Origin of the sequence: Cryocola sp. 340MFSha3.1, assembly GCF_000383315.1 — a bacterium.
Classification (GTDB): Bacteria; Actinomycetota; Actinomycetes; order Actinomycetales; family Microbacteriaceae; genus Leifsonia.
The window spans coordinates 617,207-630,730 of sequence record NZ_KB911088.1 but is presented as its reverse complement, the minus strand read 5'-3'; the positions used below and the strand labels follow the sequence as shown (position 1 = coordinate 630,730).

Below are 13,524 nucleotides of genomic sequence, written 5' to 3'. Positions count from 1 at the left end.
GAGGGTAGCGGTTCAGAGCCGCGACGCCGGGACGGAGAACGTGTCGCACGCCGCCGCGCCCTGCCGGAAACCGGTGGTGAACCAGCGCTGCCGCTGCTCGGCCGAGCCGTGGGTCCATCCCTCCGGGTCGACGCGCCCGGTCGAGGCCTGCTGGATGCGGTCGTCGCCCACCGCCGCCGCCGCGCTCAGGGCGTCGGCGATCTGCTCGTCCGTGATCGGCTCCAGGAACGGTCGGCCGCTCGGGTCGTCGGTGGTGGATGCGGCGCCCGCCCAGCTGCCCGCGAAGCAGTCGGCCTGCAGCTCGGTGCGGACGCTGTCCGACGCCGGACCGGTCTGCCTGCTGCTGTGCTGCTCCATGATGCCGCCGATGTTCTGGATGTGGTGCCCCCACTCGTGCGCCACCACGTACATCTCGGCCAACGGGCCGCCGCTCGCGCCGAAGCGCGAGCGCAGCTCGTCGAAGAAGCCGGTGTCGACGTACAGCGTGCGGTCGGGCGGGCAGTAGAACGGGCCGACCGCGCTGGTCGCGGAGCCGCATCCCGTTCCCGTCTGGCCGTCGAACAGGATGAACTCGGGCGACGAGTACGTGGCGCCCAGCTCCGGAAGCTCGCTCGACCAGTACGCCTCGAGCGACGCCGCGGCCCCCTTCATGCGGCAGTCGACGCTGGCGTTCGCCTCGGCGCCCGTCGAGCAGTCGACCGCCTGGTCGCCCGTGGCGATCTGCTGGGTGCTGCCGCCCGCATCCCCGCCGACGATCCCGGTCAGGTCGACGCCGAACAGCTGCGAGACGAGCAGGATGACCACCGCTCCGAGGCCGACACCTCCCGCCGCGATCCCGGCGGTGCGCCCGCGTCGGCGCACCTTGCCACCACTGATGTCGGCATTCGGATCGAACGTCATGGCGCACACGGTACGCCGCGATCGACGACTCCCGGGCGCGTCGGCCGCGGTCTAGGCTCGGCAGCGTGAGCGCATCCACACCCCCAGTGAACGTGACCGTGACCGGGGCGGGCGGGCAGATCGGCTACGCCCTGCTGTTCCGCATCGCCTCCGGGCAGCTCCTCGGGCGGGAGACGCCCGTGCAGCTGCGGCTGCTCGAGATCCCGGCAGGTCTGCGGGCCGCCGAGGGCACCGCACTCGAACTGGAGGACGGCGCCTACCCGCTGCTGCACGGCATCGACGTGACCGACGACGCGCGCGCGGCCTTCGACGGCGTGAACGTCGCGCTGCTCGTCGGCGCGCGCCCGCGGGGGCCGGGGATGGAGCGCAGCGACCTGCTCGAAGCCAACGGAGCCATCTTCGGCCCGCAGGGCGAGGCGATCAACGCCGGGGCGGCGGACGATGTTCGCGTGCTCGTCGTGGGCAACCCGGCCAACACCAACGCGCTCATCGCGAGCGCGCACGCTCCCGATGTGCCGGCGGAGCGCTTCACCGCGATGACGCGGCTCGACCACAACCGTGCCGTCGCGCAACTCGCGCGGCACCTGCACGTGCCCGTCCGCTCGATCGACGGCGTGATCGTGTGGGGCAACCACTCGGCCAGCCAGTACCCGGACGTCACGCACGCGACCGTCGACGGCCGGCCAGCCACCGAGCTCGTCGACGAGCGCTGGCTCACCGACGAGTACATCCCCCGGGTCGCCAAGCGCGGCGCCGAGATCATCGACGTGCGCGGTTCGTCATCGGCGGCGTCGGCCGCGAGCGCGGCGATCGACCACATCCACGACTGGGTCAACGGCACCGGAGACCGCTGGACCAGCGCTGCCATCGTCTCCGACGGCTCCTACGGGGTGCCCGAGGGGCTGGTGTCGTCCTTCCCGGTGCGGTCGGTCGACGGGGAGTGGCGGATCGTGCCCGACCTCGCGGTCGACGCGTTCTCGCGCGAGCGGATCGACGCCTCCGTCGCCGAGCTCGTCGCCGAGCGCGACGCCGTCACCGCCCTCGGCCTCCTCTGACCCCGGTCTCGCCGCTCCATCTGCGAGATTTGCGCCAAATCGCGGTTATGACGGGCTCATACCGGAGATTTGGCGCAAATCTCGAGAGGGGTCAGCGCTTCTTCTGCGACTTCTCGGGGGTCGGGAGGGTGCCCGCGGCGCGGCGCTCGGCGTAGTAGGCGCGGGCCTCCGCCTGACGCTCCGCCTCGGCGCCGGACGCGATCTTCGCGCGCACGAGCTCCGGGCCGTAGCCGAACGCATCCACCAGGTCGACGGCATGCGGACGGATGCGCGTGAGCAGCCGGTCGATGTACGCCGAGACCGCCTGCGCCCGCTGGGGCGAGAGGCGTCCGTTCATCAGGTACCAGGAGAGGTGCTTCTCGATCAGACCGAAGCCGAACAGGTCGCGCAGCCAGGTGAGCACCTGCTTCGTGCCCGCGTCGGGAGCCTGCTCCAGCGCATCCGTGAACGCCTCCCACTGCAGCAGCTCGCCGTGCGCGCGAGCCGCCTCGATGAGCTCGTTCTGCTGCGAGTTGAACAGCTCGGCCGCGGCCTTCTTGCCCAGCTTGGACGCGGGGCGCAGCCGCCCGGCGATCTGCGCGATCATGGTCTCCACGCGACCGGTCAGCAGCTCGCGCTGGGTGGCCGGCTCCTGCAGCCAGTTGACCGACCGCGCCGTCGAGCCGAAGTCGCGGACCGTCTGGGCGACCGTCCGCAGCCCCGAGCCGTGGTAGGCCTTCCCCGCGGCCTGCGTGACGACGTAGCGGGCGAGCGCTCCCGCATCCGCCTTCGCGAACTTGCGGCTGTAGTCGGTGAGCAGACGCTTCGCGACGAGCTGCAGCAGGACGTTGTTGTCGCCCTCGAAGGTCACCCAGATGTCGAGGTCCTGGCGAAGCGAGGTCAGCCGGTTCTCGGTCAGGAAGCCGGAGCCGCCGCACGCCTCGCGCGCCTCCTGCAGGGTGTCGAGCGCGTGCCACGTGCTCAGCGGCTTGAGCGCCGCGGCCATCGTCTCGAGGTCCTGCCGATCGGTGTCGGAGTCGGCCTTCCCGCTGAAGACGTCGTCGAACTTGTGCAGGAAGACCTCGTGGGCGAAGCTCGCCGCGTACGTGGTGGCGAGCAGCGGGAGCAGACGGCGCTGATGCCGCTGGTAGTCGAGCAGCACCTCCTCGTCGGTGTCGCTCCCCGCGGTGAACTGGCGGCGCTGGTCGGCGTACGTCAACGCGATCTTCAGGCCGATCTTGGCGCCGATCGTCGCGGACCCGTCGAGCGAGACGCGTCCCTGCACCAGCGTTCCGAGCATGGTGAAGAAGCGGCGGCCGGGGCTCTGGATGGGCGATGTGTACGTGCCGTCCTCGGCCACATCCCCGTACTTGTTGAGCAGGTCGGTGCGCGGGATGCGGACGCCGCTGAAGTGCAGACGGCCGTTGTCGATACCGTTCAGACCGCCCTTCTGGCCGTCGTCCTCGCCGCCGATGCCCGGGAGGAAGTCGCCGTTCGCGTCGCGGATCGGCACGTAGAAGGCGTGGACGCCGTGGTTCACGTCCTTCGTGATCAACTGGGCGAACACGACGGCCGCCGTCGCATCCACCGCCGCGTTGCCCAGGTAGTCCTTCCAGGCGCCGCGGAACGGGGTGTCGATGACGAACTCCTGCGTCTCCGGGTCGTACGTCGCGGTGGTCGCGATGCTGGCGACGTCGGAGCCGTGGCCGGTCTCGGTCATCGCGAAGGCGCCGGGGACCTCCAGCGACATGATCGCCGGCAGGTACTTCTGGTGGTGCGACTCGGTGCCGAGGTGCAGGACGGCCGCCCCGAACAGCCCCCACTGCACGCCGGACTTGATCTGGAGGGACGGGTCGGCCGCGACGAGCTCCTCGAAGGCGGCGATGTTGCCGCCGTTGTCCTCGCTGCCGCCCAGCGACTTCGGGAAGGCGCGGTGCACCTGCCCGTTCTCGACCAGGAGCTTCAGCTGGCCGAACACGCGCGTGCGGTGGTCGGCGACCGAGAGGCCTTCCTGCTTCTGCATCTCCGGGCGCTTGGCCAGCTCGCGCGACGCCAGACGGGCCTCCGCCCAGTCGCCCAGCAGCTGACGGCCGAGCGCTTCGACCTCGACGCGTGGCGTGACGCCGGGTGCGGTGGCCGGAGCGGGCGCCTTCGCGGCGGCGGGCGTGGCGGGGGATGCGGGGGTCGCGCTGGGGACGCGTTCGGCAGTGTCGACCATGACCTCTCCTAACGAAAATCGTGGATTCCGCCACGCTACGACCGGTCGAGCGCAACCGGAAAACGACCGTGCGCCGCCTACAAACCGCGTGTCCGACGCCCCTCCGCCCGATTGTGGAAACCTCCAAATCGGACCCCCTGCGGCGTGACACCCCGCACAAGGGGCCGGGAGCGCGAAAACGCCGCCCCGGGCAACCGGGGCGGCGTCTTCTGAGAGCTCGCGGGTCAGGCCGCGCGACGCGGGGTGCGCGGCGTGCGCACGGAGCGCAGGTCGCGCTGCTGCGGACGCGGCGACCGGAGCGGCGTGGTGAGCGCCGCCCGCGCGGCAGCCGCACCCTTCAACTCGATGACGGAACCGGCCGCCACCTGGGTGTCGCGCTCGATGCGCGCACCGTTGCCCACCATCGCGTTCTCGCCGAGCTTCGCTCCGCTGCCGATCTTCACTCCGCTGCCGACGATGCAGCCCGCGCCGATGTGGACGTTGGCGCCCACGAAGGTGCGGTCGCCCACCGTCGCGCCCTTGTCGATCCAGCTGCCGGCTCCGACGTACGCCTCCATGCCGACGCGCGCGTCGGCCTCCACGTAGGCGGTCGGCTCGATGTAGGCCGACTCGGCCACCCGCGCGGACGGCGAGACCAGGCCTCGGCCGTTCACGTGACGCTTGTACTTGATGACGGCGCCGGTCTCGTCCTCGAGCTCTTCGATCATTCGTGCCATCTACTACTTCCTCCTCCGAGATCGCCGCAGTAATCGTTCAATGTCATAACGCAGGCGGGCAGGAAAAGATTCCCTGATGGCCGCCCGGAACGACGGACGATACCCCGCCTTTCGCCGGCCGCAAAGGGGTCGGTCAGGCGGAGGCGACGACGGCGAGGAGCGCCTCGCCGTAGGCCTCGCGCTTCTTGGCTCCGATGCCAGTGATCCCGTCGAGGTCTGCGAGGGAGGCCGGGCGCGCGGACGCGACAGCGCGCAGCGTGGCGTCACCGAAGACGATGTACGCGGGCACGCCCTGCTCGCGGGCCTGGCCGGCGCGCCAGCTGCGGAGCGCCTCGAACAGCGGCTGGTCGGCGGCAGCGAGGTCGGCGGACGCCGTGCTGCGGGATGCGCGCGGCGCGCGCTCGGGACGGTCCGGCTCCCGACGCAGCACCACCGGGCGAGTGCCGGCAAGCACCTCGGCGCTCGCCGGCGTGATGGTGAGCACGCCGTACTCGCCCTCGGGCTTCAGCAGCTCCTTGGCGATCAGCTGGCGGATGACACCGCGCCACTGGCTTTCGGACAGGTCGTCGCCGATCGCCCACGTCGACAGGCGGTCGTGCCCGTATTGCTCCACGCGCGGGGTGCGCTTGCCGCGGAGGATGTCGATCAGGTGCCCGGCGCCGAAACGCTGGTTGCGCTCGCGCTGCAGGCGCACGACGGTCGAGAGCAGCTTCTGCGCCGGCACCGTGCCGTCCCAGCTCTCCGGCGGCGTCAGGCAGGTGTCGCAGTTGCCGCACGGGCCGGACGGTTGCCCGAAGTAGCCGAGCAGGTCGATGCGGCGGCACTGGACGGTCTCGCAGAGGGCGAGCATCGCATCCAGGTGCTGCGTCATCCTCCTCCGATGCGCGAGGTCGCCCGGGGAGTCGTCGATCATGCGGCGCTGCTGCACGACGTCTTGCAGGCCGTAGGCGAGCCACGCCGTCGAGGGGAGGCCGTCGCGCCCGGCACGACCGGTCTCCTGGTAGTAGCCCTCGACCGACTTGGGCAGGTCGATGTGGGCGACGAACCGCACATCCGGCTTGTCGATCCCCATGCCGAAGGCGATGGTGGCGACGACGATCACGCCCTCTTCGCGCAGGAACCGCGACTGGGTCTGCGCGCGACGGGACGCCTCGAGCCCGGCGTGATACGGCAGCGCCGTGAGCCCGTGCGAAGACAGGAACTCGGCCGTCTTCTCGACGGACGCCCGCGACAGGGCGTAGACGATGCCCGCGTCGCCGGGGTGCTCGCTGGTGATGAAGTCGAGCAGCTGCTTACGCGGCTCGACCTTCGGCACGATGCGGTATTGGATGTTGGGCCGGTCGAAATCGGAGACGAAGTGCTCAGCGCCCTCCAGCTTCAGGCGGGACGTGAGCTCTTTGTGCGTCGCCTCCGTCGCCGTCGCGGTCAGGGCGATGCGCGGGACGTCCGGCCAGCGGTCGGCGAGCTCGGAGAGCGCGAGGTAGTCCGGGCGGAAGTCGTGCCCCCACTGGGACACACAGTGAGCCTCGTCGATGGCGAACAGCGCGATGCTGCCGCGCTCGAGGAACCGCTTCGTCGACTCCGACGACAGCCGCTCCGGCGCGACGTAGAGCACGTCGAGCTCGCCCGACAGGTACGCGCGCTCGACGGCGGACCGCGCTGCGGCGTCCTGCGTCGAGTTGAGGAAAGCCGCACGCACGCCGACCGCGGTGAGCGCATCCACCTGGTCCTGCATCAGCGCGATGAGCGGCGAGACGACCACGCCCGTGCCCTCGCGCAGCAGCGACGGGATCTGGTAGCAGAGACTCTTGCCGCCACCGGTCGGCATCAGCACGACGGCGTCGCCGCCGGCCGCCACGCGCTCGATGATCGCCTGTTGCTGCCCGCGGAACTCCTCGTACCCGAACACCGTGCGCAAGGCCTCGGCGGCGGAGGCGAACCGCGGCGGCGTCGAGCGGACGACGGCTGCGGTGCGCACAGCAACACCCGAGGCGGCGCCACCCCCGGCAGGCTCCTCTCCCGGCCACGGTGCACCCCTGTACGGGTCGCCGAACTCGGGCATCGGCGGCTCCTCGTCGAGGGGAGGGGCATCCCTGTCGTCGGGGATCCAGCCGTCGGTGAAGCTCATCCCTCGATCGTATCCGGGGCCGCCGACGATCGGCCGGGCTGTGCCGATCTGTGGAGAACTTCCGCATCCACAGGCCGGCCTCCGGTACCATCGCGGACATGCGGCGGCTCATCGTGACCGAGTTCATGACGCTCGACGGAGTGGTCGAGGCTCCCGGCGGCGAGCCCACCCACCGCCATTCGGGATGGACGATCCCGTTCAGCTCCGACGACCTCCGCGCGTTCAAGCTGCAGGAGGTGCTGGAGGCCGAATCCCTGCTCCTCGGCCGACGCACGTACGAGCAGTTCGCGGAGGCCTGGCCCCCGCGCGACGGTGAGTTCGCCGACAAGATGAACAGCATGCCCAAGGCCGTCGCCACTTCGCGCCCGGCCGAGCTGGCCTGGAACGCGACCGCCCTCGAGGCGCCCGTCCGCGCCCCCGTCCAGTCGCTGAAGGACAGCGACGGCGGCCCGCTTCTGGTGGCCGGCAGCGCATCCCTCGTCCGCTCCCTGCTCGTCTGGGGGCTCGTCGACGAGCTGCGGCTGCTCGTCTATCCGGTGATGGTGGGCGGCGGCATCCGGATCTTCCCCGACGACCGCGAGAAGTGGACGTTCGAGCTCACCGAGCTACGTCGGTTCGAGTCCGGGGCTGTACTCCACACGTACCGGCTGGCCGGGAGCTGATGCCGGCCGCAGTCCTCGGGCTGCTGAGCGCCGTCGTCTACGGTTCCGCCGACTTCCTCGGCGGCGTGGCCGCCCGGCGCATCGGCCCGGTGCGCACGACCGCCGTCGGCGCCGTCAGCGGCCTCCTGCTGCTCCTGCTCGCCCTGCCGTTCGTCGGCGGGGAGTGGTCGGCGGCCGCTCTCGGCTGGGGCGCGCTGTCCGGATTGGCGGGCTCGGTCGCCGTCGGTCTGCTGTATGCGTGCCTCGCGATCGGGCCGATGAGCATCCTGTCGCCGCTGACCGCTCTGATGTCGGCGGTCGTGCCGATGGCGTGGGGGCTGCTCGGCGGCGACCGATTCGGGGCCATCGGCTATGTCGCGATCGGGATGGCGCTGATCGCGGTGGTCCTCGTCGGCTTCGTCCCGGAGAAGGGCGCCGTGAGGCCGACCGCCCGCGCCCTGCTGATGGCGGTCGGGGCCGGCGCGATGATCGGCGTCTTCCTCATCCTGCTCGACCAGACGCCAGAGGATTCGGGGGTCGTGCCGCTGATCGCCAACCGCGCGGTGAACGGAGCCGTGATGTGGACGCTCGTCGGAGTCCTCGTGCTCCGCGCGCGACGCCGGGTGGACGGGCATCCGCCTCACCTCGGGCCGCGCGGAACCGGCATCGCCGCGGCGGGAGGCGCGCTCGATGTCTCGGCCAACGTCCTCATCCTGCTCGGCCTGCGGCTCGGCGACCTGACCACCATGTCGGTGCTGGTGGCGCTCTACCCGGCGGGCACCATCCTGCTGGCCGCCATCGTGCTGCGCGAGCGGGTCGCGCCCGTCCAGTGGGTCGGCCTCGTGCTGGCCGTCGCCGCCGCCGCGCTCCTCTCCCTCACCTGACCCGCCCCTCGACCGGACCCCGAGGTGCACGTCGTTGCGGCCGCGGCCGGCGTGTCGCGCGCATCTACGTGCACCTCACGGGATGTCAGGACGCGGGAGGCGTGGGAGGCGCGGGCGGAGTGACCTGCGCGGCCCGTTCGAGGGCGGGGAGGGCGGCGCGGATGGCGTCCACCTGCTCGGGGGTGAGTTCGGCGAGGATGTCGGCGACGGCCCGGGCGCGGTCCGACCGCGCTTCGAGCAGCAGCGCCGTTCCCGCGTCGGTGCCGGAGACGAACAGGGATCGGCGGTCCTGCGGGTCCGGCGTGCGCTCCACCAGGCCTCGCGCTTCGAGCTCGGCGACGATGCGGGTGATCGTGGGCGCCGCCGCCACCTCGATGGCGGCGAGCTCGCTCGGGCGCAGCGGTCCGTTGCGGACGATGGTCGACAGGGCGGAGAGCTGCCCGTGGCTGAGCCCTCCGGTGGATGAGCGGATGCGGCGGTTCAGCCGCCCAGCGGCCAGGGCCAGGCGGCCGGGGACATCGTCGTCGCGTCCGGCCGCCGGCCGCTCGTCAGCTTCATGCGCGGTGGGCACCGACTTCCTCGCCTTCCTCGGTGGCCTGCCGCTGGGGTGCGACGGCCTCCTCATGAACATACTTGGCTCCGCCCAGGAACGAGGCGACGGCGCCGATGACGCTCATGACGGCGGCGGCGATGAAGACGACCACCAGACCGTCGTGGAAGGGCCCGGAGATCAGCTGCGGGAAGAACTCCTTGCCCGTCAGGGTGGCGCCGTCGACGTGCGGCGCGGTGAGGATCCCGGTCGGTCCGAGCAGGCTCTGGATGGGGTTGTAGCCGAGGAAGGCGGCGAACAGGCTGCCCACGGGCGGGGTGTTCCCGACCTGCGCCGCGATGTGCGATGGCACGCCGTGCGAGGTCAACCCGTTGGTGAGGGCCGACGGCAGCGCGACCGACAGCCCCGCGATCATCAGCGAGAAGAAGATGCCGATCGACAGCGAGCTCCCGGCGTTGAGCGCGACACCGGCCATCCCGGATGCGGCGCCGCGTTCGTTCGCCGGGACGCTGTTCATGATCGCCGTGCGGTTGGGCGACGAGAACAGGCCGGAGCCGATGCCGTTGAGACCGGTGAGCACCGCGAACTGCCAGTACTCGAAGTTCACGGGGATGAGCAGCAGGCCCACGAAGGTCGCCGCCACCAGGAGCAGGCCGACCGTCGCGAACGCGCGCGACCCGAACCGGTCGGAGAGCGCACCGGAGATCGGTCCGGCGATGAGGAAGCCGATCGTGATCGGGAGCATGTAGATGCCCGCCCAGAGCGGCGTCGACTCGTAGCTGTAGCCGTGCAGCGGCAGCCAGATGCCCTGCAACCAGATGATCAGCATGAACTGCAGGCCGCCGCGCCCGATGGCGGCGAGGAATCCGGCGAAGATGCCCGAAGAGAAGGCGCGGATGCGGAACAGCCTCATGTCGAACATCGGCGCGGGCACCTTCAGCTCGATGACGACGAACAGCGCGAGCAGCACGATGCCGCCGATGATCGATCCGAGCACCCACGGGTTGCCCCATCCCTGGCTGGAGTCGCCGTAGGGCTGGATGCCGTAGGTGATGCCGGTGAGGAGGGCGATGAGCCCGATGCCGAACGTGGCGTTGCCGAGCCAGTCGATGCGGCCGGGGTTCTTCTGACCGACCTCGTGCAGCGACTTGATGGACCAGATGGTGCCGATCACGCCGAACGGCACCGAGACGAAGAAGACCGCACGCCAGTCGATCTCGGCGAGCACGCCGCCGAGGATGAGGCCGATGAAGCTTCCGGCGATGGCCGCGACCTGGTTGAGGCCGAGGGCGAACCCGCGCTTGTTGGCCGGGAAGGCGTCGGTGAGGATCGCGGTCGAGTTGGCGAACAGCATCGCGCCGCCGACGCCCTGGACGAACCGCCAGACGATCAGCCACATCGCGCCAGGGCCCCCGCTGAACGGGTCGAGGCAGAGCGCGATCGCGGCGAGCGTGAAGATGACGAACCCGAGGTTGTAGATGCGCACGCGCCCGAACTGGTCGCCCATCCGCCCGAACATGACGACGAGCACGGCGGTGACGAGCATGTAGCCCATCAGCATCCACAGCAGGTAGGAGACGTTGCCCGGCTCGAGCGGGTTGAGCTTGACGCCGGTGAAGATGGCGGGCAGCGAGATGATGACGATCGACGAGTTGATCGTCGCCATGAGCATGCCGAGGGTGGTGTTCGAGAGTGCCACCCAGCGGTAGTGCGGGTGGTCTTTGGTGAAGATGCCGGTGCGGGCCACGGGAGTCCTTGTCAGAGTGCGCGCGAGTACGTGGGAGTTCGGTTGTTTATATGCGTCAACTATATAACTGCGTTGCCGCGACCGCGCTGGTCGCCTGGGCGTTGACGATTCGCGAATTAGTCAGGACAGCACCAACTTGAGTTGGCACTCAACCCCATGGAGATTTCCGCAGCGGTTGACATTCCCGTCATCGACGCCGAGCGACTGCAGAGACATTGCCCTGCGAACTGAGACTTGAGCATCGGTGAATAGGCACAGCATGGTCCGAACTGGAGCGCTTGAGGTACCACCACCGGGCATATTGCGGGCGGGCCTTATGGGAATCGCCCTGCTCTTCGAAATACGCGATCCGGCGGGTTAGGGCGAGGCCGGCGCGGGTGTCCCGTTTGTCGACCAGCTACCGGGCGGTTCAGAAGCCAAAGCTTGTGAACGGCGCTAGCTCGCCGGAAGCAAGGCAGTCGAGCACGAACCGCTCGTATTCGGGCATCGAGTCGGGCAGCGCGAGTAACGGGAACCAGGCGACTTCCGCGCACTTGTGTGACTCCATGACTGAAGGTTCTCCGAACCATTTGGTAGCCGTGAAGAACCAATCTGCGCGCTGTTCATTGGGAGTCGAGGTGCCGTCAGTGCGCTGCATGACCGTTGCGGCTAGGAGGCTCCCAACACTGATCTCTATGCCGAGTTCCTCGCGAGCTTCGTGGACTGCCGTGTTGGCGGCAGTCTCACCGAGCTCGATGTGGCCAGCCGCACCGGCCACCCACATGCCATCCATGTACCCCGTGTTCTGGCGACGTTGCAGCAGCACCTGATCGCCGCGCCTCAAATACACGTACGCCGCGGGAACGACCGAAAAACGGGGGATCGCATAAGGCCAACCTAGGCGACGGCCGGCGCTTGGAGGGATCGTCACCATGTGTGCGGTTGGCGATCGGCTTGCGCACCTGCGTCTGGAGACGAGACCGTGAGCGGAAACAGACGGCTACGGGGCTTTCGGATCAGGCTCGCTCTGCGACCAATCCTTGTCCTCTGGGTTCACTGTCTCATCCGAGTGCGGGACGGCGTTCCAGAAAACCCGCAGATCCTTGCCACCATTCGGGCCTAGTGGCTTGGCCGCCCAATCCAGGAATTTCTCGCCTCATTCGCCCACAAGGACAGTATGGCGCGGCCGGCGGCCGCCGATATGTCCGCTTCGAAAAATCCCGTGGAGCGTCCGCAAGCCGATCCGCTGACGGGACGGAGGCTTTGGCGTTGTGTCACGCGCCGAGCAAGGACAATCAATGTGGCGGAGATCACGGACAATTCGCTGGCGAAAAGCACTTGAGAACAGCTGATTGGGACAGTCTGCTGAAGTCGCTGACAGCTGAGCATTCTTAGGGAGTACTTGGCTTCAGTCTGCGCACATACCCGCAGGTCAATGGGCCAGCGGCTGTCGCCGTGCGCTGCGCACCATGTCCCTAAAGTGAGACAGACGGCACCGGATTTCCTGGCGTCCCCGACACAGCCTCCTAGTATTCAACTATGAGCGACAAGCCACCTTCGGCACCGCCGATCCCGGCCGGCTGGCATGCCGACGGCAGGGGTCGCGTTCGTTGGTGGGACGGCACGTCATGGACGAATAAACGCGCGCCGTTGGCGCACACCGTCCCGCAGGCACCGAGCAACAGTGTCGGTCTGACCGGGTTCGTCCTCGCGTGTGTTGCGTTTGCCGCAGCCCTTCTCCTCGGAGCGCTCGGCGTACTCTTCGGCCTCGTCGGCGTGGTTGTCTCCCTCTTCGGAATCGCCGAACGGAATCGCGGAGCGCGGCGGTTCGCCGTTGCAGGCGCGATCATCTCCGCGGTGTCGGTCTGCGTCGGCATTTTCACGTTTTGGTTGGCCTGGACGTCTTGAACCGCAATATCGGATGTGAAGGCTTCGTGGCGTCGCGCTGAGGTGGGGAAGCGGCGTACCGAGTTCGTCCGGGACGCACGCGGTAGCGGCCGGCGGCGCGGTCTTGCAGAGCGGCGTGCGTAGCACGCGCAGTAGCCGATCCGCTGCGGGCCGTGGATCTCCGCAAGCTCTGTAGAGGTTTGCTGCGAGGCTAGCTCGGGGAAAGTCGGGCGCGCCTCGACCGAATGCACATCAGCACGAAAGCCGCGATCAGGCCTGCTGCGTAAATGTCTATCAGTGGCACAGTGTGGCCAACGAGCGAAAACGCGGTCACCACAAGGGCTACCGCGAAGAGCGCGTAGCCGAGAACCACCCACCTCGGCCACACGTGTCGGGCAAGCGTCGGCACTCCGAAAGCAAGCGGGCCGAGGGCGAAGATAGTTGTGAGTACTACGGCAACCACATCGGCGCCTATGTTCTGGTCCGAGGGAAGCACATCCGCGATGACGCTATTGATGAGATACGCGATCCCGGCGACGGCGAGACACGCAAGCGCGGCCCACACCGTCCAGGCGGCACCTCGCGGGCTACTGCGGTAGGTCTTCGAAGTCACGGTCCGGAGCATACGCACCGAGCTTCCAATCTCGACCTAAGTTGCCCTGCCAAGTTTGACCACCATCAATATATTTTATTTCAGTTAGAGCTAGTCTAGGTCGGCTTCATCGGCGCTCAGCGGTGCTCTGACATCCTTCATAGCTCCAATGGCCGTTCTTCCGCGCAGCTTATGACGCTCACCGTCTCGCTTCTCCGAGAATCGACGAAGCTGAGTGCCCGGCGCTG

At 69.0% G+C, this 13,524-nt stretch carries 12 protein-coding genes; 4 read left to right on the top strand and 8 right to left on the bottom strand.

What is annotated here, in order from left to right:
* Nucleotides 1-12 precede the first annotated feature (12 nt).
* A complete protein-coding gene (gene ypfJ, locus H284_RS0114005) occupies nt 13-900 on the bottom strand; it encodes a KPN_02809 family neutral zinc metallopeptidase (protein ID WP_020076737.1) in 888 nt (295 codons plus the stop codon).
* 65 nt (nt 901-965) lie between these two features.
* Between ypfJ and H284_RS0114000 the strand changes: the two genes are divergently transcribed.
* Nucleotides 966-1,955 (top strand): malate dehydrogenase, encoded by a 990-nt coding sequence (locus H284_RS0114000; protein ID WP_196802443.1) that lies wholly within the window; start codon nt 966-968, stop codon nt 1,953-1,955.
* Nucleotides 1,956-2,046: 91 nt separating this feature from the next.
* Here H284_RS0114000 and H284_RS0113995 read toward each other — a convergent pair whose 3' ends face one another.
* The 3 genes from H284_RS0113995 to recQ form a co-directional block, all read right to left on the bottom strand.
* Nucleotides 2,047-4,152 carry an acyl-CoA dehydrogenase family protein gene (locus tag H284_RS0113995; RefSeq protein WP_020076736.1) on the bottom strand — a complete coding sequence of 702 codons (2,106 nt, stop codon included), beginning with the start codon at nt 4,150-4,152 and terminating at the stop codon, nt 2,047-2,049.
* Nucleotides 4,153-4,376: 224 nt separating this feature from the next.
* Nucleotides 4,377-4,868 (bottom strand): DapH/DapD/GlmU-related protein, encoded by a 492-nt coding sequence (locus tag H284_RS0113990; RefSeq protein ID WP_231371239.1) that lies wholly within the window; start codon nt 4,866-4,868, stop codon nt 4,377-4,379.
* A gap of 133 nt (nt 4,869-5,001) precedes the next feature.
* Nucleotides 5,002-6,996 carry a DNA helicase RecQ gene (gene recQ / locus H284_RS0113985; protein WP_020076734.1) on the bottom strand — a complete coding sequence of 665 codons (1,995 nt, stop codon included), beginning with the start codon at nt 6,994-6,996 and terminating at the stop codon, nt 5,002-5,004.
* A 98-nt stretch (nt 6,997-7,094) separates the two neighbouring features.
* Between recQ and H284_RS0113980 the strand changes: the two genes are divergently transcribed.
* Nucleotides 7,095-7,658: a dihydrofolate reductase family protein gene (locus H284_RS0113980; RefSeq protein WP_029042950.1), complete on the top strand. Its 564-nt coding sequence runs from the start codon at nt 7,095-7,097 to the stop codon at nt 7,656-7,658.
* Entirely contained in the window at nt 7,658-8,521 is an 864-nt protein-coding gene (locus tag H284_RS0113975) for an EamA family transporter (RefSeq protein WP_020076732.1), read from the top strand. The genes H284_RS0113980 and H284_RS0113975 overlap by 1 nt, the downstream gene beginning before the upstream one ends.
* Before the next feature lie 85 nt (nt 8,522-8,606).
* Here H284_RS0113975 and H284_RS0113970 read toward each other — a convergent pair whose 3' ends face one another.
* The 3 genes from H284_RS0113970 to H284_RS0113960 form a co-directional block, all read right to left on the bottom strand.
* Nucleotides 8,607-9,092 (bottom strand): MarR family winged helix-turn-helix transcriptional regulator, encoded by a 486-nt coding sequence (locus H284_RS0113970; protein ID WP_020076731.1) that lies wholly within the window; start codon nt 9,090-9,092, stop codon nt 8,607-8,609.
* Nucleotides 9,076-10,818 (bottom strand): MFS transporter, encoded by a 1,743-nt coding sequence (locus tag H284_RS0113965; RefSeq protein ID WP_018192215.1) that lies wholly within the window; start codon nt 10,816-10,818, stop codon nt 9,076-9,078. The genes H284_RS0113970 and H284_RS0113965 overlap by 17 nt, the downstream gene beginning before the upstream one ends.
* Before the next feature lie 409 nt (nt 10,819-11,227).
* Nucleotides 11,228-11,731, bottom strand: coding sequence for an NUDIX hydrolase (locus H284_RS0113960; protein WP_051092479.1), 504 nt, complete (start codon nt 11,729-11,731; stop codon nt 11,228-11,230).
* Nucleotides 11,732-12,336: 605 nt separating this feature from the next.
* On the opposite strand from H284_RS0113960, the gene H284_RS0113955 reads away from it, so the two are divergent.
* The gene (locus H284_RS0113955; RefSeq protein WP_081630418.1) at nt 12,337-12,705 is read left to right on the top strand and encodes a DUF2510 domain-containing protein; all 369 of its coding nucleotides are present in this window, start codon (nt 12,337-12,339) and stop codon (nt 12,703-12,705) included.
* A gap of 190 nt (nt 12,706-12,895) precedes the next feature.
* Here the strand turns inward: H284_RS0113955 and H284_RS0113950 are convergent, their stop codons facing one another.
* Entirely contained in the window at nt 12,896-13,297 is a 402-nt protein-coding gene (locus H284_RS0113950; protein ID WP_231371238.1) for a hypothetical protein, read from the bottom strand.
* Nucleotides 13,298-13,524: the final 227 nt, after the last annotated feature.

Coding starts and splice junctions, on each gene's coding strand:
- ypfJ (WP_020076737.1), bottom strand. CDS start 900: ATGACGTTCGATCCGAATGCCGACATCAGTGGTGGCAAGGTGCGCCGA.
- H284_RS0113995 (WP_020076736.1), bottom strand. CDS start 4,152: ATGGTCGACACTGCCGAACGCGTCCCCAGCGCGACCCCCGCATCCCCC.
- H284_RS0113990 (WP_231371239.1), bottom strand. CDS start 4,868: ATGGCACGAATGATCGAAGAGCTCGAGGACGAGACCGGCGCCGTCATC.
- recQ (WP_020076734.1), bottom strand. CDS start 6,996: ATGAGCTTCACCGACGGCTGGATCCCCGACGACAGGGATGCCCCTCCC.
- H284_RS0113980 (WP_029042950.1), top strand. CDS start 7,095: ATGCGGCGGCTCATCGTGACCGAGTTCATGACGCTCGACGGAGTGGTC.
- H284_RS0113975 (WP_020076732.1), top strand. CDS start 7,658: ATGCCGGCCGCAGTCCTCGGGCTGCTGAGCGCCGTCGTCTACGGTTCC.
- H284_RS0113960 (WP_051092479.1), bottom strand. CDS start 11,731: ATGGTGACGATCCCTCCAAGCGCCGGCCGTCGCCTAGGTTGGCCTTAT.
- H284_RS0113955 (WP_081630418.1), top strand. CDS start 12,337: ATGAGCGACAAGCCACCTTCGGCACCGCCGATCCCGGCCGGCTGGCAT.